21 protein-coding genes and 2 tRNA genes are annotated in these 21391 nt (G+C 42.1%); 16 read left to right on the forward strand and 7 right to left on the reverse strand.

The window, feature by feature from the left end:
- The first annotated feature begins 70 nt into the window (after positions 1-70).
- A complete protein-coding gene (locus IE337_RS01390; RefSeq protein WP_191136515.1) occupies positions 71-586 on the forward strand; it encodes a YbhB/YbcL family Raf kinase inhibitor-like protein in 516 nt (171 codons plus the stop codon).
- Positions 587-639: 53 nt separating this feature from the next.
- Here IE337_RS01390 and rpmF read toward each other — a convergent pair whose 3' ends face one another.
- Positions 640-810 (reverse strand): 50S ribosomal protein L32, encoded by a 171-nt coding sequence (gene rpmF / locus IE337_RS01395; RefSeq protein ID WP_057745386.1) that lies wholly within the window; start codon positions 808-810, stop codon positions 640-642.
- Between the two features lie 214 nt (positions 811-1024).
- Between rpmF and IE337_RS01400 the strand changes: the two genes are divergently transcribed.
- The 4 genes from IE337_RS01400 (at position 1025) to IE337_RS01415 (ending at position 3170) form a co-directional block, all read left to right on the forward strand.
- Positions 1025-1462, forward strand: coding sequence for a universal stress protein (locus IE337_RS01400; protein WP_191136516.1), 438 nt, complete (start codon positions 1025-1027; stop codon positions 1460-1462).
- Positions 1463-1523: 61 nt separating this feature from the next.
- Positions 1524-1988, forward strand: a complete 465-nt coding sequence (locus IE337_RS01405) for a MarR family transcriptional regulator (RefSeq protein WP_191136857.1) — start codon at positions 1524-1526, stop codon at positions 1986-1988.
- 32 nt (positions 1989-2020) lie between these two features.
- Positions 2021-2092, forward strand: a tRNA-Gln gene (locus IE337_RS01410).
- Between the two features lie 124 nt (positions 2093-2216).
- Positions 2217-3170, forward strand: a complete 954-nt coding sequence (locus IE337_RS01415) for an L-lactate dehydrogenase (protein ID WP_191136517.1) — start codon at positions 2217-2219, stop codon at positions 3168-3170.
- 47 nt (positions 3171-3217) lie between these two features.
- Here IE337_RS01415 and budA read toward each other — a convergent pair whose 3' ends face one another.
- Together budA and alsS are read right to left on the reverse strand one after the other, a co-directional pair.
- A complete protein-coding gene (gene budA / locus IE337_RS01420; protein ID WP_191136518.1) occupies positions 3218-3931 on the reverse strand; it encodes an acetolactate decarboxylase in 714 nt (237 codons plus the stop codon).
- A gap of 47 nt (positions 3932-3978) precedes the next feature.
- Positions 3979-5664: an acetolactate synthase AlsS gene (gene alsS / locus IE337_RS01425; RefSeq protein WP_191136519.1), complete on the reverse strand. Its 1686-nt coding sequence runs from the start codon at positions 5662-5664 to the stop codon at positions 3979-3981.
- Positions 5665-6030: 366 nt separating this feature from the next.
- On the opposite strand from alsS, the gene IE337_RS01430 reads away from it, so the two are divergent.
- The 10 genes from IE337_RS01430 to prfB all read left to right on the forward strand — a co-directional run bounded on the left by IE337_RS01430 (position 6031) and on the right by prfB (position 18486).
- A complete protein-coding gene (locus IE337_RS01430) occupies positions 6031-8175 on the forward strand; it encodes an ATP-dependent Clp protease ATP-binding subunit (protein WP_191136520.1) in 2145 nt (714 codons plus the stop codon).
- 287 nt (positions 8176-8462) lie between these two features.
- The gene (locus tag IE337_RS07905) at positions 8463-9125 is read left to right on the forward strand and encodes a COG3942 and LysM peptidoglycan-binding domain-containing protein (protein WP_191136521.1); all 663 of its coding nucleotides are present in this window, start codon (positions 8463-8465) and stop codon (positions 9123-9125) included.
- A gap of 74 nt (positions 9126-9199) precedes the next feature.
- A complete protein-coding gene (locus IE337_RS01440) occupies positions 9200-9742 on the forward strand; it encodes a C40 family peptidase (protein ID WP_191136522.1) in 543 nt (180 codons plus the stop codon).
- Between the two features lie 14 nt (positions 9743-9756).
- A complete protein-coding gene (locus tag IE337_RS01445; RefSeq protein WP_191136523.1) occupies positions 9757-10041 on the forward strand; it encodes a GNAT family N-acetyltransferase in 285 nt (94 codons plus the stop codon).
- A gap of 74 nt (positions 10042-10115) precedes the next feature.
- A complete protein-coding gene (locus IE337_RS01450) occupies positions 10116-10658 on the forward strand; it encodes a dCTP deaminase/dUTPase family protein (protein WP_191136524.1) in 543 nt (180 codons plus the stop codon).
- Between the two features lie 9 nt (positions 10659-10667).
- The gene (gene radA, locus IE337_RS01455; protein WP_191136858.1) at positions 10668-12044 is read left to right on the forward strand and encodes a DNA repair protein RadA; all 1377 of its coding nucleotides are present in this window, start codon (positions 10668-10670) and stop codon (positions 12042-12044) included.
- Between the two features lie 16 nt (positions 12045-12060).
- Positions 12061-13167, forward strand: coding sequence for a PIN/TRAM domain-containing protein (locus IE337_RS01460; protein ID WP_191136525.1), 1107 nt, complete (start codon positions 12061-12063; stop codon positions 13165-13167).
- A gap of 74 nt (positions 13168-13241) precedes the next feature.
- Positions 13242-14738, forward strand: a complete 1497-nt coding sequence (gene gltX, locus IE337_RS01465; protein ID WP_057745425.1) for a glutamate--tRNA ligase — start codon at positions 13242-13244, stop codon at positions 14736-14738.
- 199 nt (positions 14739-14937) lie between these two features.
- Entirely contained in the window at positions 14938-17310 is a 2373-nt protein-coding gene (gene secA, locus IE337_RS01470; protein ID WP_191136526.1) for a preprotein translocase subunit SecA, read from the forward strand.
- Between the two features lie 57 nt (positions 17311-17367).
- The gene (gene prfB / locus IE337_RS01475) at positions 17368-18486 is read left to right on the forward strand and encodes a peptide chain release factor 2 (protein WP_191136527.1); all 1119 of its coding nucleotides are present in this window, start codon (positions 17368-17370) and stop codon (positions 18484-18486) included.
- A 50-nt stretch (positions 18487-18536) separates the two neighbouring features.
- Here prfB and IE337_RS01480 read toward each other — a convergent pair whose 3' ends face one another.
- Positions 18537-18755, reverse strand: coding sequence for a hypothetical protein (locus IE337_RS01480; RefSeq protein WP_191136528.1), 219 nt, complete (start codon positions 18753-18755; stop codon positions 18537-18539).
- 136 nt (positions 18756-18891) lie between these two features.
- Between IE337_RS01480 and IE337_RS01485 the strand changes: the two genes are divergently transcribed.
- Positions 18892-18964: transfer RNA gene (locus IE337_RS01485), tRNA-Lys, on the forward strand.
- A 90-nt stretch (positions 18965-19054) separates the two neighbouring features.
- Here the strand turns inward: IE337_RS01485 and IE337_RS01490 are convergent.
- From IE337_RS01490 to IE337_RS01500, 3 genes are all read right to left on the reverse strand, one after another.
- A complete protein-coding gene (locus tag IE337_RS01490) occupies positions 19055-19813 on the reverse strand; it encodes a glycerophosphodiester phosphodiesterase family protein (RefSeq protein ID WP_191136529.1) in 759 nt (252 codons plus the stop codon).
- 240 nt (positions 19814-20053) lie between these two features.
- A complete protein-coding gene (locus IE337_RS01495; protein ID WP_191136530.1) occupies positions 20054-20545 on the reverse strand; it encodes an HD domain-containing protein in 492 nt (163 codons plus the stop codon).
- Positions 20546-20586: 41 nt separating this feature from the next.
- Entirely contained in the window at positions 20587-21357 is a 771-nt protein-coding gene (locus tag IE337_RS01500) for a TrmH family RNA methyltransferase (protein WP_057745443.1), read from the reverse strand.
- Positions 21358-21391 lie beyond the last annotated feature (34 nt).

The following is a 21391-nucleotide window of genomic DNA, read 5'->3' on the forward strand; positions in this document are numbered from 1 at the left end:
GGTCACAGCATCGCTGTGACCTTTTTTCTGTATCCGTGTATAATGTGAGACAACTTAGGAGGATTAAACCATGCAAATTAAAACTGATTTAACACTAGCGGGCTACATGCCGGATCAATATGCAAAAGCTGCTCCAGAAAATGCGAAGAAAAATGGGACGCCGGTCATATCGTTTCCTTTTGAGGTTTCAGATATTCCAAAATCCGCTAATTATTTAGCATGGACGTTGATTGATGATGATGCAATTCCGGTTGTCGGATTTGCGTGGATCCATTGGACGATGATTGATGTACCAGTTACGGATACAACGATGCTGATTCCCGCTGACTTTTCACGTAAGGCTACAGTTGGCGTTCAAGGTAAGAACAGCCAAGCTTCGAAATTTGTCGGAGAAACGGATGAAATGCTAACTTCTCGTTACACTGGACCAATGCCGCCAGATCAACCGCATGCATACCGCTTGGCTGTTTATGCGATGCCTGAACCGTTATCACTTGTGCCAGGTTACTATCTAAATGAGCAGCTCCGTGCGCTTGAAGGTAATGTTTTAGCGTGTGCGACACTGGATATCTGGGCAGAGAATTAATGAATACGAAAAAAAGCACATCGGAGCGTATCCGATGTGCTTTTTAAAGTTAATTACTTTGAGATAACTTGCTTACCCTTGTATGAACCATCAGCTGAAACGTGATGGTTACGTACGTAAACGCCGTTTTCGTCCAAGTGGATTGCTGGTGTCTTAATACCACCACGTCCGCCACGACGCATGCGCTTCTTCATCTTTGATGTCTTACGTGCAGGAACTGCCATATATAAATCCTCCTTACACCGCCGTGTTTAAAAGAAGGCAGTGTTATTTATAATCGATATTATTTTCAACTGTTCTAAATTACCTGATTTTCAACCTTTTGTCAAGTTTTTGCCGAATTTCATTGATTTTCAGTCGTTTTATTTACAAATCTGGTGAAAAGGGAGATAATTTAGTTGTAACAAAAAAATAATCGTCACAAGAGGAGAATTTACGATGGTTGAACCAAAGCGTTTTAAAAATGTATTAGTTGCGGTTGATGACTCTGAGTTAGGGCAGTTGGCGTTGGTGAATGCGATTCATCAAGCTGAAGAAGATGGTGCCAAGTTAACGATTGTGTCGTTTTTTGAACCAAGTGAACTCAATACATTTGATGCATTAGACAAAGACAAAATTCAAGCCGCTGAATCAAAAGTGGAAGAAAATCTAAAGGGGTTCCAAAAGCAAGCTTTGGATGCGGGTGTGGAAGATGTGCAACCAATCTATGCTGTTGGTGAACCGGGTGAACAATTAGTTAAACATATTATTAGTGAGGCACATGCAGACTTAGTCGTCATGGGGGCACATTCTAAGCCTGGTGTGCGTGCGTATTTCGGATCGCAATCAAATTATGTAGCAAATCATGCTGATGTAACAGTGATGATTGTACGTTAATTTGGTAAGAAAGGACGCAGGGGCGTTCTTTTTTTATGGATTAACTTTTGGGGAGTGTATGATGGATTTATTGAACGAATATATTGATGCTTATTTATCGACGTTAAAATACTTGGATGAGGTGATTTCGGAACCGGCTGATGAGTATGAGCTATCTTTTGAGCAATACTTGATTCTTCATAATATTGCACAAAAAGACGGGTTAACTTTAAGTGACATTGTGGATAATCGAAGTGTGACCAGAGCTGCCGTTTCGCGACAAATTAAAATGTTGTTAAAACGAGACTATGTCTATCAAGAGCCTGATGAAAACGATCGGCGACGGATGCTTTTGCATTTAACGGAAGAGGGCATTGAAGTTGAAAAAGTGGTTACGCGTCGCGTGGAAACCAGGTTCCAAGGTTGGGTTGAGGTATTTGGTCAAACGACAGCGCGAAATATCTTAGAATTTATTCGAACGTTCGATGATAAAGTTGTTTCAAAGACAAAGGCACGTTCGCGTGGGAAAAACGACTTGTCAAGATAAAATGAGTGTTGTATAATAAAAAAGTTGATTTTTGGGCATTAGCCAAGCGGTAAGGCAATGGTTTCTGGTATCATTATTCGCTGGTTCGAATCCAGCATGCCCAGCTATTTAGAGTAATTCATTCGTGAATTGCTCTTTTTTTGTGCCTTTTAATCGTTGGCTATGAATCCCTTGTGAAAAATGGTACAATAGAAATGTAAACTATAATATTAATGGGAGGGTTTTAACATGCCACAACATCATCAAAAGGTTGTCCTAATTGGGGACGGCGCTGTCGGATCATCTTACGCTTTTGCAATGGTTCAACAAGGTATTGCAGAAGAACTAGTTATCGTTGACGTTGCTAAAGAACAAACAGTCGGGGATGCATTGGATTTAGAAGATGCGACTGCTTGGACTTACAACAAGAACGTTCGCTCAGGAGACTATGAGGACGCCAAGGATGCTGAACTAGCGGTCATCACTGCCGGAGCACCACAAAAGCCTGGTGAGACGCGCTTGGACTTGGTTGATAAGAACTTGAAGATTATGCAATCAATTATCAAGCCCCTAATGGCATCTGGTTTTGATGGTATTATTTTGGTCGCTGCTAACCCTGTTGATATTCTAACGATGGCTGCGCAACGCTTCTCAGGTTTGCCAACTAATCGTGTGTTTGGTTCAGGAACTTCTTTGGATACTGCACGTTTACGTGTTAACTTGGGTAAGGAATTTGGTGTTGCCCCAGAAAGTGTTGATGCTTATATCTTGGCAGAACACGGGGATTCAGAATTTGCTAACTTCGCTGAAGCAACCATTGGTGGTCGTCCTTTGATGGATTGGGCTGCTGAAAAGGGACTCACTGAAGACGATCTAGAACAAATTCTTTATGATACGGCCCACAAAGCATATGAAATTATTAACCGTAAGGGTGCCACATTCTATGGAATTGGTACGTCATTGGCACGGATTACCCGTGCTATCTTCCGCGACGAACGTGCGGTTTTGCCTGTTGGCGCATATTTGGACGGTCAATACGGGTTGAATGATATCTACATTGGTACACCAGCGATTATTGGTGCTAACGGTGTTGAAAGTGTTATCGAAACAAAATTAACTGACGGTGAATTAGAACGATTCCATGCATCAGCTAAGACTTTGAAAGAAGTTGCTGAAGGTGGTTTTGCTAAATTAGCTGACTAAAAATAAAAAGGCTGAACACAATGTTGTGTTCAGCTTTTTTATTTATCCTAATGGCCACCTTCGGCAGCTTGAATGCCTTCCTTTAAACCATCGGCCATTGGTGTATGATCACGAAAAGCCTCATTTTCAATGGGCAGATGTAGTTGGAAGTCGCTCATGAGTTCTAGCGTACCTTGTAGTTGTTCGGTATGGGTTTCAAGTAAATGGCCACCAAATGTGTGGTCATCACTTAGGAAGTGGAGATGCCAACCTGCAGCAACGGTACCCTGATACAATTCTGGGGCGAAATAGCCGACAATCGTACCACTGATATTTTCGGCGGTAAATGTTGGTTGCTTTTGGGCAACTTCCAATAGGCTTGGATATGGTGCCGTAGACTTAGGTGCTGCTCGAACCAAAACATCTTTAAAGTTACCGTGTAACTCTAAGGCAGCAAAATTGTTTGTGAAATGATAGCCGTGCTGTAAGTCGGCAAGACTAGCGAAATCTGTAGGTGCTAGGTCTAATTCGATGGCGTCGCTTGAAGCGAAGTGAACGGTCGCAAAGGGGAGTTTTGTGTCCATATCTGTAATGTGGTTCACATTTCCAAACTCATCGGCTTGATGAACGTCACCTTTGAGGATGATGACTTCGCCATCAACGCCATCGAGGGTACCGATACCAGTATCTCCGTGGGTCAAAAGTTCGCCAATGGTTGTTGTTCCTTGCATTTGCTTAGCCATTAGGGCTGCGAGTGTACTATGTTGATAAATTTTTGACATATCCGATTCCTCCAAAAAAAGCTGCCATTGGCAGCTTGTGTGTGTCATTATCCTTCAGATTCAACCAATTCAGCTAATTCATAGTTATGTGAATAATCCACGGGGATGTCGACAACGACAGGACCTTCGGTTGCAAAGGCTTCGTCAAGCACGGCATCTAATTGCTCAGGGCTTTCGACGCGTAAGCCTTTAGCTCCGTTGGCTTCCGCGAACTTAACGATATCAATGTTGGCAAACTTAACCCCAGCGGATTGGCCGTCATACTTCTTTTCTTCTTGGAACTTAACCATGTCGTAGTTGGCGTTGTCGTTCCAAACTAAGCTTACAGTGTTCAAACCTAAGGCAACGGCAGTTGACAGTTCTTGACCTGAGAAGAAGAAACCACCGTCTCCTGAAACAGAAACAGACTTGGCGTTAGGGCGAACCATAGCAGCAGCCATGGCCCATGGTAATCCAACTCCGAGCGTTTGCATACCGTTTGAAATCAAGAAGTGGCGTGGTACATAAGATTTGAAGTGACGTGCCATCCAAATGTAGTGTGATCCGATATCGGTTGAAACGGTCATATCATCAGTGACGTGTGCTTGTAATGACTTGATGACATTCAATGGGTGGTTAAGATTTGCAGTAGCTGGTGTATAGCTTGCTTCATCGGCTTCGCGTAATTCTTGTTTGAATTCAGCAAGTTGTTCTAGTGAAGCATTTGGCATTTCGTAACCAACGATGCGCGATTGTAAGTCGTGCAAAGTATCAGCAATATCACCGATTAATTGACGTTCGGGAGCAAAGTTATTATCGATTTGGGCTGCAGTTGTATCCAATGATACAATTCGCAAATTCTTTTCGGCGTTCCAATTACGAGGCTCATATTCAATGGCATCGTAACCAACGGTAATAACCAAATCAGATTGGGCTAATAGTTGATCTCCAACTTGATTGCGGAATAACCCAATGCGACCGAAGAAGGTGGCTGGTTCTAAGTCGCGTGAAATCACGCCGGCGCCTTGGAAGGTTTCTACAACAGGTAGCGTTGTTTGGGTGAGTAGATCGTGCAACGCAGCGGTTGAAGCATCATCAGAACCACGTTGACCAACTAAAATGACAGGCAACTTTGCGGCTTTGATTTGCGTAGCCAACCAGTCAATATCTTCGATTGAGGCAGCCCCCATACGTGGAGCTTGGACTTCAGGCACGGCTTGGGTTGTGACTACGGCATCGTCGACGTCTTGTGGAAGTGAAACAAAGGCGGCACCAGGTTTGGGACCATTCGCAGCTACAATCGCGTTTGAAACAATTTCAGAAATGTTTTCAGGGTCTTGAATTTCAGCTGAGTAATTCGTGATTGGCGCAAAAATAGCTGTGGCTGGTGTACTTTGGTGTGTCAAACGGTAAAGGTCTTTACGTGGAACTTGTCCACCAATTGCAAGGAGTGGATCACCTTCGGCGCTGGCGGTCATTAATCCAGTTGCCAAATTACCGACTCCAGGTCCTGAAGTGGCGATTACAACCCCAGGCTTGCCAGTGATGCGGGCAAATCCTTGTGCCATGAAGATGGCGTTTTGCTCGTGACGCGTGACAATTAACTTTGGTGAAGTTTCGCCAGCATCTGGGTGGTCAAGGCGTTCAAAAAGACGATCAATCTTGGCACCAGGGATACCAAAGACGAGATCGATATCGTTGTTATTTAAAGTGTTAACGAGTAAATCTGCACCATATTGTTGCTTTTCTGTCATGTTAGAAAAATTCCCCTCTATTACATATGTAAATTAACAATTATAAAACATTGCTTTCATTGTACAACAAAACTTTATAAAAAGTGACCCGAGTTTAAAAGTTTTAAAAAAGAGTGCTGTTTTGCGTCTATTTAAAGTTGATAAAGCCGTTAAATGGCAGCATCCACATAAATGTGACAAATATGTCAAATTTATGAAGAAAATGTCAAAAAAGACTTGCACTCTACTAGATAAAGTGCTAATATAGTATTTGTAAGTTAGGAATGGCTAAGAAGTAAGTGTTAGCCCGGGTTGTTAAGGCAACCGCTTCTAACGGACGTTAACTACAGATACAAAACATTGTACAGAAATTAGGAGGCCGTAATTATGGCACAAGATACATTTGGATTTTCAGACTTTGATGATATTTTTCGGATGATGAATAATGATGCATCACGCATGAGTCGGTCACAACAAGATCAAATGAGAAATCAACAAATGCGTGGACAACGCGCACCACAACAACCAAAAGAAGAAAAAGGAATGTTGGATCAATATGGTATTAACATGACTGAGCTTGCTCGTCGTGGCAAGTTTGATCCAGTCATCGGACGTGATGATGAAATCGATCGCGTCATTGAAATTTTGAACCGTCGTTCAAAGAACAACCCAGTTTTGATTGGAGAACCTGGAGTTGGTAAGACAGCTGTTGTTGAAGGATTGGCACAAGCAATTGTTAATGCCAAGGTTCCAGCAAAGTTGCAAGATAAGGAAGTCATTCGTTTGGATGTTGTTTCACTTGTTCAAGGAACTGGTGTACGAGGCGAATTTGAAGAGCGTATGCAACAATTAATGGATGAAGTTTCAAAGCGTAAGGATGTTATCCTATTCATCGACGAAATTCATGAAATCATGGGTGCCGGTGGAACTGGAGAAGGTTCAATGGACGCTGGAAACATTTTGAAGCCAGCATTGGCTCGTGGAGATTTCCAATTAGTTGGTGCAACAACTTTGAACGAGTACCGTGACATTGAAAAGGACGGAGCGATTGCTCGTCGTTTGCAAACAGTTATGGTTGATGAACCTTCAACTGATGAAGCTGTTCAAATCTTGAAGGGTATCCAACCTAAGTATGAGGATTACCACAAGGTAAAGTATTCAGAAGGGGCTATCCAAGCTGCTGTTGATTTGTCAAGCCGTTACATTCAAGAGCGTTTCTTGCCTGACAAGGCCATCGATTTGATGGATGAAGCTGGATCAAAGAAGAATCTTTCATTGAAGGTCGGAGATCCAAAGGAAATCCAAAAGAAGATTGATGCAGCTGAAGCAAACAAGAAGCAAGCAGCTGATGATGAAGATTTCGAGAAGGCTGGTTACTGGCGTGACCAAATCAATCAATTGACTTTGCAACTAGAATCAATTGAAAGCCAAAAGCCTCAAGACGATTCAACTAAGACTGTTACAAAACGTGACATCGAAAAGATTGTTGAAGAGAAGACTGGTATTCCAGTTGGTGAGTTGGCTGAATCAGAGCAAACACAATTGAAGAACTTGGATAAGAACCTTTCAGACCACGTGATTGGACAAGAAAAGGCAACTGAACAAGTTGCACAATCAATCCGTCGTAATCGTGTTGGCTTTAACAAGTCAGGTCGTCCAATTGGTAGCTTCTTGTTCGTTGGACCAACTGGAGTTGGTAAGACAGAAACTGCAAAGCAATTGGCAAAGGAATTGTTTGGTACTGAAGACAACATGATTCGTTTCGATATGTCAGAATACATGGAGAAGCAGTCAGTTTCTAAGTTAATCGGAGCACCTGCTGGATATGTTGGATACGAAGAGTCTGGTCAATTGACTGAAGCTGTTCGTCGTCACCCATACTCAATCGTGCTTTTGGATGAGGTTGAAAAGGCTCACCCTGATGTCATGAATATGTTCCTACAAATTCTTGATGATGGACGTTTGACAGATGCACAAGGACATGTTGTTTCATTCAAGGATACAATTGTCATCATGACATCTAACGCTGGCCAAGATGCACCAGAAGATACACCTTTGATGGATCGTTTGGCACCTTACTTCAAGCCAGAATTCTTGAACCGTTTTGATGCGATTGTTGAATTCGATGCTTTGAGCAAGGACAACCTACACAAGATTGTTAACTTGATGCTTGATGATATGAACAAGACGATTTCTGCAAAGGGCTTGCATGTTCATGTAACTGACGCAGCTAAGGATATGTTGGTTGATGAAGGATACGATCCAAAGATGGGAGCACGTCCACTACGTCGTGTCATCCAAAATCAACTTGAAAATCAAATTGCCGACTTCTACCTAGACAACCCAGAAGTGAAGGATTTGCGTGCAGAAGTACATCACGATGTAATCGCGATTGTTGCTGAAACTGATCCTGACCAAGAAGTTGTTGATGAAAAAGAAGAAAAGGTTGATGCGAAAGCTGAAGCTGTTGATGTAGCTGAGGATCAAGCTTACGAAGCGAATGATGAATTAGAAGCAGATCCAGAAGTATAATCTGTTTCAAAAATGAAACGACTATCAGAAATGATAGTCGTTTTTTTGTGGATTTTGTTCAGAATGTTTAAGAAAAAGTAAAGGTATGGTACAATGATAATTGTGAATTTATTAACGACATTACGTTTGTGTTTTGGTTTTATCGATACTTAAATGTAACAAAAGTAATTGAAACGAAAATGCGGGCAAATGAAAATGCAAAAGCGTAGTAGTATACTCAACGAGTATTAGTTAGTAATTAAAAACAAATTTAAAAAAGTAGATAGCATTTTGGAGGATGGGGAATTATGAAGACAACAGTAAAGAATACATTATTGGCCACAGTTGGAGCGGCTGCCGCATTTGGTGGAGCAACAGCGGTTGCCTCAGCTGACACAGTTACCGTTAAATCAGGTGATACGCTTTATTCAATTGCTAAGGCAAACGGCGTTTCAGTTGATGAATTGGCATCAATTAATAAGGTGACAAATCCTGACTTGATTTTTGTTGGTCAAAATCTTGAACTTTCAAAGGATGCATCAGCACCTGCTACCACACAAGCTGCGCCACAAGTTTCAGCTAAGCCAGCTGCTGCAACACAACAGGTAGCTGCAACACCTGCTGCTTCAGCGTCACATGCGGTTACAGACGCCTCTAATACATACCCTGCGGGTCAATGTACTTGGTTCGTTAAGAATGCGGCTCCTTGGGCTGGTAACTACTGGGGTAACGCTACAAACTGGGCTGCTAGCGCAGCTGCAGCTGGTTTCTCAGTAAGTGGAACACCACAAGTTGGATCAATTGCAGTATTCGGTGCTGGAGTTGGCGGCGCAGATCCTGTCTATGGTCACGTGGCTATGGTCGATGCAGTTAACCCTGACGGAACAATTACAATTTCTGAAGGAAACTACGGTGGAATGGCTTATCACACTCGTACAATTTCAGCTGCTGGCCTTCAATTCATTAACTAATTTTGAAAAAATGTTAGCTAGCGAGCTCGTTTATGCGGGCTCGTTTTTTGTATCATTAAGAAAAAGGTGACAAAATGGCTTATAAGATAGAACCCGGCCGTGTGATTCATACAAATGATTATGATGAAGTTGATAGTGAGATTGTTTTTAAAGCGCCAGACGGTGAAAATGCTTTTGAAATTGTCTCAGCATATTTCACACCAGGAACACGTACCCAAAAGATTCAGAATACGATGATGCAAATGGTTATGGATAGCATGCGTGCGAATTTGTGGGATGTTGTTCAGCGCGTGTTAGGCAAACCCTACCAATTACGTGGTAACCGACCAGAAACTGGTTTTGACGTCGGTGGGCTAATTCAATATATATATAATAATATTTATGGTGTTAGTTTTTCCAATGACGTCAAAAAACAGTTGGCAAGTGTACAGCATTTGCCATTGAACGAAGCCATGCCAGGGGATTTATTGTTTTGGGGAACCCCTGATTTGATTTCGAATGCAGGCGTTTACCTAGGCGGTGGACGATATCTTACGGTTGATTTGATGGGTGGCATTGTCATGATTCAAACGGTTTCAAAAACATGGGAACCTGACTTTGTCGGTAGTTTACGTTAAGAAGGGGGCAATAAATGATTTATAAATTTTTGCATGAACCAGGTCGCTTTTATTTGGAAGATGATACTGGGGCAACAACAGCTGAGATTACCTATGCTGAAGGTAACACGCCTGATGTGTGGACAGTTGATCATACCTTTGTGGCGCCTGAATTACGAGGAGCGGGGATGGCTGGACAATTATTGGACCGATTGGCTGAAGAGGCGCGGTTGCAACATGTTAAGTTGAAACCTGTTTGTGCATATGCTAAGGCAGCATTCACCCGTGATGCGAAGTATGATGATGTTAAGGCTGAATAGGGTGAATGACTTTAGTAATCTACTTTTTTTGGTTATAATAGAATGTATGAATTTATATGAAATGAGAAAATGATATGCCTCGAAAATTTGCAATTGTTGAAAAATATTCTGACGCCGGCTTAGAATTGCCTAAGCGTGCGACACAGCAAGCGGCTGGATATGATTTCCAAGCAGCAACTGATTTTACCCTGCCGTCAATTTGGCGTGTCCCTTTTTTACGTGTTCTAAAAAAGATCCGTATTGGTGAAGCATTGACAACGGATGAAATGAAGCAGGCCAAGGCCGATGTTAAACCACTGCTTGTACCAACGGGGGTTAAGGTGTACATGGAAGAAAATGAGTATTTGATGATTGCAAATCGTTCATCAAATCCGCTTAAGCGTGGACTTGTCTTGCCTAATGGTGTCGGTATTATTGACGCTGATTATGTCGATAACGAGCAAAACGAGGGTGAGATTTTCGTCCAAATGATTAACTGGGGGCTTACTGACCGTACAATTAAAAAAGGCGAACGGATTGCGCAAGGAATCTTTATGCCATTCCTAGTGACTGATGATGATGCACAGGATACTAAAGCAGATCGTACCGGTGGATTTGGTAGTTCTGGCATCAAGTAAGGAGTAATGATGGCGAAGGCAAAAACGCAGTTTGTGTGTTCAAACTGTGGTAATGTTTCGCAACGCTACATGGGACGTTGTCCTTCATGTGGTGCTTGGGGAACCTTGGTGGAAGAAGTACAGCAACCAGAAAAAGCAGACCGTAAGTCGCGTGTTAACTTAGCAGGACAAACGGCAAAAGTTGAACGACTTGATGAAGTCGATATCGAAGAAACGCCACGCATCTTAACACAATCAGAAGAATTTAATCGTGTCCTAGGTGGTGGGATTGTGCCGGGGTCACTTGTCTTAATTGGTGGTGACCCTGGAATTGGAAAGTCAACATTGTTGCTTCAAATTTCAGGTGACTTATCAAGCCATGGTCAGCGTGTTCTATACGTTTCAGGTGAGGAAAGTGCATCGCAGATTAAACTTCGAGCAGAACGGCTAGGGGTTCAAGGGGATGCAGAATTTTATTTGTATCCAGAGACGGACATGTCAGCTATCCGTAAAGCGATTGATGAATCTAAACCCGATTTCGTCGTGATTGACTCGATTCAAACGATGCAACAACCTGATATTAGTTCGGCCATTGGGTCCGTTGCCCAAATTCGTGAAACCACGGCGGAGCTCTTGCAAATTGCCAAGACGAATGGCATTACCATTTTTATTGTCGGTCACGTGACCAAAGAAGGGGCGATTGCAGGGCCGAAAATTTTGGAACACATGGTGGATACGGTTTTGTATTTCGAAGGTGATAATCAACGTAGTTACCGGTTGTTGCGAGCGGCTAAAAATCGTTTCGGTTCAACTAATGAATTAGGTGTGTTTGAAATGGTGCATGAAGGTTTGAGTGAAGTGAAAAATCCTTCAGAAATGTTCTTGGAAGAACGGTTAGAGCATGCGAGCGGATCAGCTGTTGTCGTTGCCTTAGAAGGAACGCGGCCAGTCTTGGTGGAAGTGCAAGCCTTGGTGACACCGACGGTTTTTGGTAATGCACAACGTACGGCCTCTGGGATTGATCGCAATCGTGTTTCAGTTTTGATGGCTGTGTTGGAGAAGCGGGCCAATTTGTTGATGCAAAATGAGGATGCCTATGTCCGTGCGGCTGGAGGCGTAAAACTTGAGGAACCAGGGATTGATTTGGCCTTAGCTGTTGCAATTGCATCAAGTTATCGTGATAAAGAAACTCGTGTGGGAGACGCCTTTGTTGGTGAAATTGGGTTGACTGGTGAAATTCGTCGAGTACCGCGGATGCTTGACCGTATCTTGGAAGCGCAAAAATTGGGATTCAAGCGTGTTTTTGTACCACAAAAAGCCCTTGAAAGAAAACAAGACGAAATTACGGATATCGAAGTTGTCAGTGTTAAAACGCTCGCCGATGCATTGCAGCGGGCGCTAGATTAGGAGGAGTTAATTGAAGATGCGAAAACGAATCATTCAATTGGCCTACATCATTTTAGGCGGTGCATTAACCATTAATGTACTACCGGTTTTATGGCGGGTGATGGGAGTCCAAAATGACTTATGGTTAAACAATGTTGTGGTAAATTTCTTAATTGGTGGGCTGATTAGTTTTATTATTAGTGTGCCAACTTGGCGTTATGTTGACAACGGCATTCGAGAAATTGAAAATTTCCTAAATCGACAATCTCCTTTGATGCTATTAGTTGGCTCATTAGGAACTTTGATTGGATTAGCTTTAGCGGTCTTTATTACAGCACCACTCCAACGTATGGATAGTGTTCTTATGAGTTCAGTCATCCCGGTTTTAATTATGCTATTATTCGGATATTTGGGATTTCGACTCGGAACAACCAGAATTGATGAGTGGCGGAATTTAATTCCTTCGCTAAATAATATGTCGCGTCTGACAAAAATTCGTGGGCATAAGAAGGATGATGATGATGAGGCGGCTGAGACTGGCGAAGAGAACTACCATCATTATAAAATTTTGGATACAAATATTTTGATTGATGGCCGGATTCTTGATATCGTTAAGACTGGTTTTATTGAAGGGACTTTATTGGTACCAAACTTTGTCTTGTATGAGCTTCAATATTTGGCTGATAAAGGTGAAGAGATTAAACGAGTACGTGGTCGACGTGGTTTAGATGTATTGAATGAATTACGTGAGCAAACTTTAATTCCTTTGGAAATGTGGGAAGGCGACTACAAAAACATCAAAGAGGTTGATGAAAAGTTAATTCAACTGGCCAAAGACCTTGATGGTGCCTTAGTAACCAATGACTTTAACTTGAATAAGGTTACCCAATTCCAGAGTGTTAAAGTATTGAACTTAAATGCCTTGGCGGGCGCATTACGTCCAAGCATTAAAGTTGGCGATCACTTAACCGTTACGCTTGTTAAAAATGGAACTGAACGACAACAAGCCGTTGCTTATCTTGATGACGGGACGATGGTTGTTGTTGAGGATGGACGCGATAAACTTCAACAAAAGGTTAATGTGGAAGTAACCTCTGCTCTGCAGACTGATGCTGGTCGGATGATTTTCGCAAAGCTAGTTTAAAGCGTTGAAACAAACCGCATTCGGCGGTATATTAGAAGATGACAAAACAAGAAAAAATAAAGGAGTCGGTAACAATGACTGAAACGACTGAAAAAAAGGTACGTGTGCGTTATGCACCATCACCAACGGGACATTTGCATATTGGGAATGCCCGTACCGCCCTCTTTAATTGGCTATACGCACGCCATTACAATGGAGAATTTGTAGTCCGAATCGAAGATACAGATCAAACGCGTAATATTGCGGATGGTGAACGTTCACAATTAGACAATTTAGCTTGGCTAGGTTTGGATTGGGATGAGTCACCCGCAAATCCAGGTGAATACGGTCCTTACCGTCAATCAGAACGATTGGATATCTACAAGCCGTTGATTCAAGATTTGTTGGATCGCGGGTTGGCATACAAGTCATATAAGACGGCGGAAGAATTGCAAGCAGAGCGTGAAGCGCAACAAGCTGCTAAACAAGCACCGCACTACGTCTATGAGTATGCTGATATGACTGACGAAGAAATTGTCGCTGCTCAAGCAGAAGCTGAAGCAAAGGGCTTGCCAGCTGTCGTACGTTTGCATGTACCAGAAAATAAGGTTTATGCTTGGGATGACATTGTTAAGGGTCATGTTGAAATTAATTCAGATACTGTAGGTGGCGATTGGGTCATTCAAAAGGCTGACGGGATGCCAACTTATAACTTTGCGGTTGTAGTTGATGACCACATGATGGAAATTTCTCACGTTTTGCGTGGGGATGATCACGTGTCAAACACACCTAAGCAATTGATGATTTATGAAGCTTTCGGTTGGGAAGCTCCAGTCTTTGGTCACATGTCATTGATCATTAATGCTGAAACTGGTAAGAAGCTTTCTAAGCGTGATGAAACAATCTTGCAATTCATCGAACAATATCGTGAATTGGGGTACTTACCTGAAGCGATGTTGAACTTTATTGCTTTGTTGGGTTGGTCACCAGTTGGTGAAAAGGAAATCTTCACAAAGAAGCAATTAGTTAAGCAATTTGATGAAAAGCGTTTGTCAAAGTCACCAGCTAAGTTTGATAATAAAAAGCTTGAATGGATTAACAATGAATGGATCAAGACTGGTGATCAAGACATGGTCTTTGATAAGATGATGCAACAATTAGTTAAGTCAGAATTGGTTGACCCAGCTGAATTGACACCTGAAAAGATGCAGTGGTTGCGTTCGGTGATGAATGTATACATGGATGGTGTTTCATACACTGCCCAAATTGTTGATCTAATTAAGCCTGTTTTCTTCACAATGCCTGGCCCAACAGCTATTCCTGACTCACAAAAGGAATGGATGAAGGGTGACGATGTGCCATTGCTATTGGCTAAGTTTAGTGAAAAGCTTACAGCATTACCAATTTTTGATGCTTACAACATCTTAAACGCGGTTCGTGAGATTCAAGCCGAAACTGGTGTGCGGGGACGTGAACTTTGGAATCCATTGCGTATTGCCACAACACGTCAAGAACAAGGACCTAATTTGGGTTCATTGCTTGAATTACTTGGTCGTGAACAAACATTGGCAAATATTAAAGAATTCTATTAATCAGAAAAAACACAGCCCAGTCTCTGGGGTGTGTTTTTTTGCAGATGGCTATGATAATTTGTCAAACAATGTTAAAATATAAAGGTTATTGAACACAGAAAATGGGTGCTGTATAAAGGCTAATGTCAAAACATTAGTAACAAACAATAAGCATCATAAAATAAAAAGAAAAATCTTTACAAAAAAAGGAAGATTGAGCATGGCTAATCCATTACGAAAAATTATTGAAAGTGATCGCGGTACATTAAAGCGATTATCTCGTACTGCCGATGAAGTGATGGCATACGAAGATGAAATAGCAGCCTTGTCTGACGAAGAACTTCAAGCCAAGACCCCATACTTCCGTGATTTACTTGAAAATCAAGGGAAGACGCTTGATGATATCTTGCCTGAAGCGTTTGCGGTTGTCCGTGAAGCTGCTAAGCGAGTATTGGGACTATTTCCATTTAAGGTGCAAGTCATGGGATCATTGGTCTTGCATGGCGGAAACATCGCTGAAATGCGAACTGGTGAAGGGAAAACGTTAACAGCCACAATGGCGGTTTATTTGAATGCCTTACCTGGTAAGGGCGTTCACGTTGTCACGGTTAATGAGTATCTATCTGAACGAGATGGTGAAGAAATGGGTGAGCTATATAACTGGCTCGGCCTATCTGTGGGTATCAACGTTTCAGATATGTCACCAGAAGAGAAGCGTGAAGCCTATGATGCTGATATCACGTACTCAACCAACTCTGAAATCGGCTTTGATTTCTTACGTGATAACATGGTTGCCCGCAAAGAAGATCGTGTACAACGTCCATTGAACTTTGCTTTGGTCGATGAAGTTGACTCAATTTTGATTGATGAAGCGCGAACACCATTGATTATTTCTGGTGCACCGGCACAAGAAAACACACAGCTTTACATTCGAACTGATCGTTTCGTGAAGACTTTGGAAGAAGAAACAGACTATACAGTAGATTTGGAATCAAAGACCGTTAACTTAACGGATGAAGGAATTAAGAAGGGTGAAAAATACTTCAACCTACCAAATCTTTATGCGGATGGAAACTCAGCATTGACTCACCACCTAGACCAAGCCTTGCGTGCCAACTATACGATGTTGAACAATAAGGACTATGTTGTGCGTGATGGGGAAGTTGTATTGGTCGATGCGTTCTCAGGACGTATTCAAGAAGGTCGTCGTTTCTCTGATGGACTTCACCAAGCTTTGGAAGCTAAGGAAAAGGTTGATATTCAAGAAGATAATCGGGCTATGGCATCGATTACCTACCAAAACTTATTCCGTCGTTACAGCAAGTTGTCTGGTATGACTGGAACAGCACAAACTGAAGCTGAAGAATTCCGCGAAATTTATAACATGGAAGTAACAACGATTCCAACCAATCGACCAATTCAACGTGTCGACGAACCGGATTTGTTGTACCCTAACTTACATTCAAAGTTCAACGCTGTTGTAAAGTTGGTTGAACAATTGCATAGTAAAGGGCAACCAATCTTGATTGGTACGGTTGCTGTTGAAACATCAGAATATTTGTCTAATCTTTTGGATCAACGTCATATTCCGCACAACGTGTTGAATGCCAAGAACCACGCCCGTGAAGCTGAAATCATTGCCAATGCCGGTCAACAAGGTGCCGTAACAATCGCCACTAACATGGCTGGTCGTGGAACTGATATTAAGCTTGGCCCTGGGGTCAAGGAAGTTGGCGGATTAGCCGTTATTGGAACTGAGCGTCACGAATCACGTCGTATTGATAATCAATTACGTGGACGTGCCGGACGTCAAGGGGATCCTGGTTACTCACAATTCTTCTTGTCACTAGAAGATGACTTGATGCTACGTTTCGGTGGTGATCGTTTGAAGAACATGATGGAGCAAATGAATCTACAGGATGAAGATGCTGTTATCAAGAACCGTTTGATTACCCGTTCAGTTGAATCTGCCCAACGTCGTGTTGAAGGAAACAACTATGATTCACGTAAAAACGTTTTGCAATATGATGATGTGATGTCACAACAACGTGAAGCCTTCTATAAAGATCGTAACGAAGTCATTGATGAAGAACATTCTTTGAAGGATGTTATTTTGCCAATGGTTGAACGTACGATTAACCGCGTGGTTGACAACAATACCATCGGTAAGGAAAACGAGTGGGATTTGTTCGCATTGAATGACTTTGCGCGTTCTGTTCTTGTACCGGAAGATGATATCAATGTGTCAGATTTGCGTAACAAGAATCGTGATCAATTGAAGGACTACTTGTATAAGCGTGCCAAGGAAGTCTACAACCAAAAGGCTGAACAACTACAAGATGATGAGCAATTCTTGCAATTCACGCGTGTTGTCATTCTCCGTGTTGTTGATAACTATTGGACCGAACACATGGAAAATATGAACCAATTACGTGATTCAATCCAATTGCGTGGTTACGGTCAATTAAATCCATTGATTGAGTATCAAGAAGAAGGATTCCGCATGTTTGAAGAAATGATTGCTTCAATTGAATACGACTCAACGCGTCTATTCATGAAGTCTGAAATTCGTCAAAATCTACGTGCTGAATAAACAAAAAAAGCCGGGATTGCATCCCGACTTTTTTCTTTAGGTGAAAGAGAGGTTGCTATGGAATTAGCAGAAGCGCGGCGCCAATTAAATGAGATGACTGAAGAAGTGAACAACTTTGGAAAGTCATTAGACCTAGGGGCTATGAATGACGAAATCGCCGCTAATGAAGATGAGATGAGCCACCCGGATTTTTGGAATGATCACGAAGCAGCGCAAAAAGTGATTGATCAAAATAATGATTTGAAGAATCGCCGAGATAACTATCTTAAGTTAGAAGACGAAGTTGAAGAGGCAACGGCTGGATTAGAATTGTTGACTGAAGATCCAGAAGATCCCGATATGCAAGCAGAGATGGATGAAAGTCTAGCCCAATTGGCGCAAGACCTAGAAGCATACCGTTTGGAGCAACTCTTAAACGAACCGTACGATAAGAATAATGCAATTCTTGAAATTCATCCTGGTTCGGGCGGAACTGAGTCCGCTGATTGGGGTGCTAATATGCAACGCATGTACACGCGTTGGGCGGAACAACACGGATTCAAGGTCGAAGTGCTCGATTACCATGCAGGGGATGTTGCTGGAATCGATTCAGCAACTTTGAAAATTGTCGGGCGTAATGCCTATGGTTATTTGCGTTCAGAACGTGGCGTGCATCGTTTTGTGCGTATCTCACCATTTGATTCAGCTGGTCGCCGTCATACATCGTTCGTGTCGATTGATGTGATGCCTGAGTTGGATGACTCAGTTGAAGTTGATATCAATCCAGCAGACGTTAAAATGGACGTCTACCGTGCATCTGGGGCTGGAGGACAGCACATTAACAAGACGTCTTCAGCGGTGCGTCTAACCCACGGACCAACTGGTATCGTAGTCGCCTCGCAACAAGAGCGTTCACAATTCCAAAATAAAGATTTAGCCTATAACATGTTGCGAGCTAAATTGTATCAATTGGAAATGGATAAGAAGGAAGCTGAACGTGCAAAGATTGCCGGAAGCCAAATGGAAAACGGCTGGGGATCACAAATCCGTTCTTACGTCTTCCAACCATATCGTATGGTTAAAGACCACCGTACGAATTACGAATCAAGTAACCCACAAGCAGTGATGGATGGTGCTTTAGATCCGTTCATTGACGCTTACTTACGTTGGAAACTTGCTTCAGAAAACCCCGAATAAAATAAAACGCATCAGGCGATAAAAGCCTGATGCGTTTTTGTTTTAGATTTTTATAGAAAAGCGTAGGCCGCGGCAGCCAAAAGTCCAAGTACAATAATAAGGACCATGATGATGACAATGGCCTTAACCCATGTTGGATAAGGTTTGACCGGCTCAGTATCAGTCGCTTCTTCAAGCAAGTGAGCTTCATACTTGTCGATTTGATCTTCGGTAGGGACTGTTTGATCTTGCTTTTTTTCATTGGGCATATTGATTTTTTGCTTACTCATCAGGGTTCTCCATTCAGTGTTTACATGTATAGCTAAAGCATAAAGAAAAATTCCTGAAAATGCAAATAAATGTCTTGAATTTTTGATTTGAGTCGGTATAATGGTTTAAGTAAGCTAATTTGTTAGCAAACGATATGTCTCCATAGCTCAGTTGGTAGAGCAAGGGACTTTTAATCCTTGGGTCCACGGTTCGAGTCCGTGTGGGGACATAGTTAAAAAGAACATGACATTGTCATGTTCTTTTTTTTTGCGATATACCATAAAAAAGAAGCCCTCCGGTATTGGAGGGCTTCTTTTTATTAAACTGCAATTGCAGCTGTCGCTTTTGGCGCAACGATTTCATTTGCGACATCGGTGAAGATACCATCAACACCGTAATCACTCAAAGTTGTGACATCATCAAGGCTATTAACGGTGTAGACGTTAACTTCAAAACCACGGTCTTGAATCTTGGCGATGTTTTCAGGCGTTGCATCAGCTTTATCAATGTGAATATAACGTGCATTGCATGCATCTGCTACAAGTTGCCAATCGTCTAGGAATTGACCTTTGTCGTACAAAACAGCGTACGCTAGTTCAGGTGCGGCAGCGTGCATTTTGAATAACATGACTGGATTGAAACTTGAAATAATCAGATTAACTTCCTCGTTAATTGTCCGGAGATAAGGGACCAATTGCGCGATGAGTTGATCAGCTAACGCGCTGCAATTTGGACCAGTCACGCCTTTTAATTCTAAGTTTAGGTTCATGCCTGATTCATCAACGAAAGCTAATAAATCATCCATCGTCAATAGTTGAGTGTTGGCGAATTCGGGTCCAAACCAACTACCAGCATCGGCATCCATCACGTCATCATATGTCATGGCTGTGATTTCACCAGCATGGTCGGTTGTTCGATCGACCTTATCATCATGTAATAGGACGAGTTGCCCATCAGCTGTGATTGAAACATCAGTTTCAAACCAGTCTAAGTTGTAATCTAACATCGGTTCAAAACTACGTAATGTGTTTTCAGGTGCGATTGCTGAAAGTCCACGATGCGCAATAATCTTTGTCATATGCTTAACTCTTCTTTTCTGTAAATCTAGTGAATGTCTATTTTTATTTTTTTGTATGTTAATTATATTAAAGGTTTTTTGTAAAATTGGAACACACAATTTGCTTAATTAAGTAAAGATTTCTTTACAGAGATATGGCGAAACGTTTATTAAAAAACAGAACAGTGAGAGGTATCTAATGATGGTTTTCATATAACTTTGCGTAACGTGATTTGGCCAGCAAAAAAGCCAATTAACGAATTAATTGGCTTTTGTTTTTCGATGGGTTAATTTTTTAAAGCGTTCCGTGGCTGGGGTGAAAAATTCTTGAACCGCAGCCCAATTGTCAACCATATCAACTAAGATACTCTCACGATAGTGTGGGAGTGCAGATGTACTGCCCCACATATGTTTAAGGATAATATCTGTTTCTTTAGGTGACAGGTCAGTAATCTTTTCGGCATTTCGAAGAGAAACCCGCGGATGAATGTACGCATGGGTACCTAATTCGAATTTAGTGGTTCGCCAATCATAAAAGAACATATCATGTAGTAAACCAGCTCGAGCAACAGCTCTGGCATCGAGATGCCAACGTTTAGCTAGACGATAACTTTGGTATGACACATTAATTGAATGGGTCAAACGATCTGAATGATGGTGTTGGACATAATCACCTAATTTTTGAACCTCAGGGGTCCGTAATAAATCAGATACGATGTCAACATATTCTTCATCTTCACGCCAATCTTTCATTGATGACTCACCTCCATTTCTTTTAGTCTAACCCTATTAGCTTAACGTTGTTTTAAAGCGAACATAGCGATTCCCGCTGCAACCGCAACGTTCAAAGATTCAGCCTCACCTGAAAGTGGGATAAATAAGTTTTGTGAGGTCGCTGCTGCTAATTCAGGGCGCATCCCTTGTCCCTCATTGCCCATGACAAGAGCAAAGGTAGCCTGTGGTTGCACTGAGAAGAGATCAGCCGCGGTAGGGTCTAGTTGGGTTCCGTAAACGTTAATTTCGTTGTCGCGGAAAGTGTTTGTCCACTTTAATAAATCACCATCAGTGATTGTAAGGTGGAACTGGCTTCCTTGCATGGCACGAACAGCCTTTGGTGAATAAGGGTCAACTGATCCTTCACCGAAGACAACGCCAGCAAAGCCGGCTGCATCAGCAGTCCGAACCATTGTTCCCACATTACCTGGATCTTGGATACCATCCAAGAACAACCAAGCACCTTGGTGTACATATTGTGGTTCACGCTTAGCAGTAGGGAGTGAAACTTCTGCAAAAATCCCCTGAGGTGTCACTAAATCAGATAACTTTTTGGCAATGTCAGTTGTGATTTCAAAAACAGGTACGCCAAGAGGTAGTTCTTCTTGGTGTTCTGCTAGTTGAGCTGACGTACCCATAATGGCATGTAAATGTCCATCATGGTGAATCGCTTCTTGTACAAGATGCCATCCGTCCAATAGATAGGTCTGATTTGCTTGACGACCTTTTTTCGTTTGCAACTTTTGCCATGCTTTAACACGGCCGTTCTGGTTTGATGTTATATTTTCCATAAAGATTATTATACGCTGATTCGCACAATTTTGC

It is taken from the genome of Weissella viridescens, assembly GCF_014789145.1.
Classification (GTDB): domain Bacteria; phylum Bacillota; class Bacilli; order Lactobacillales; family Lactobacillaceae; genus Weissella; species Weissella viridescens.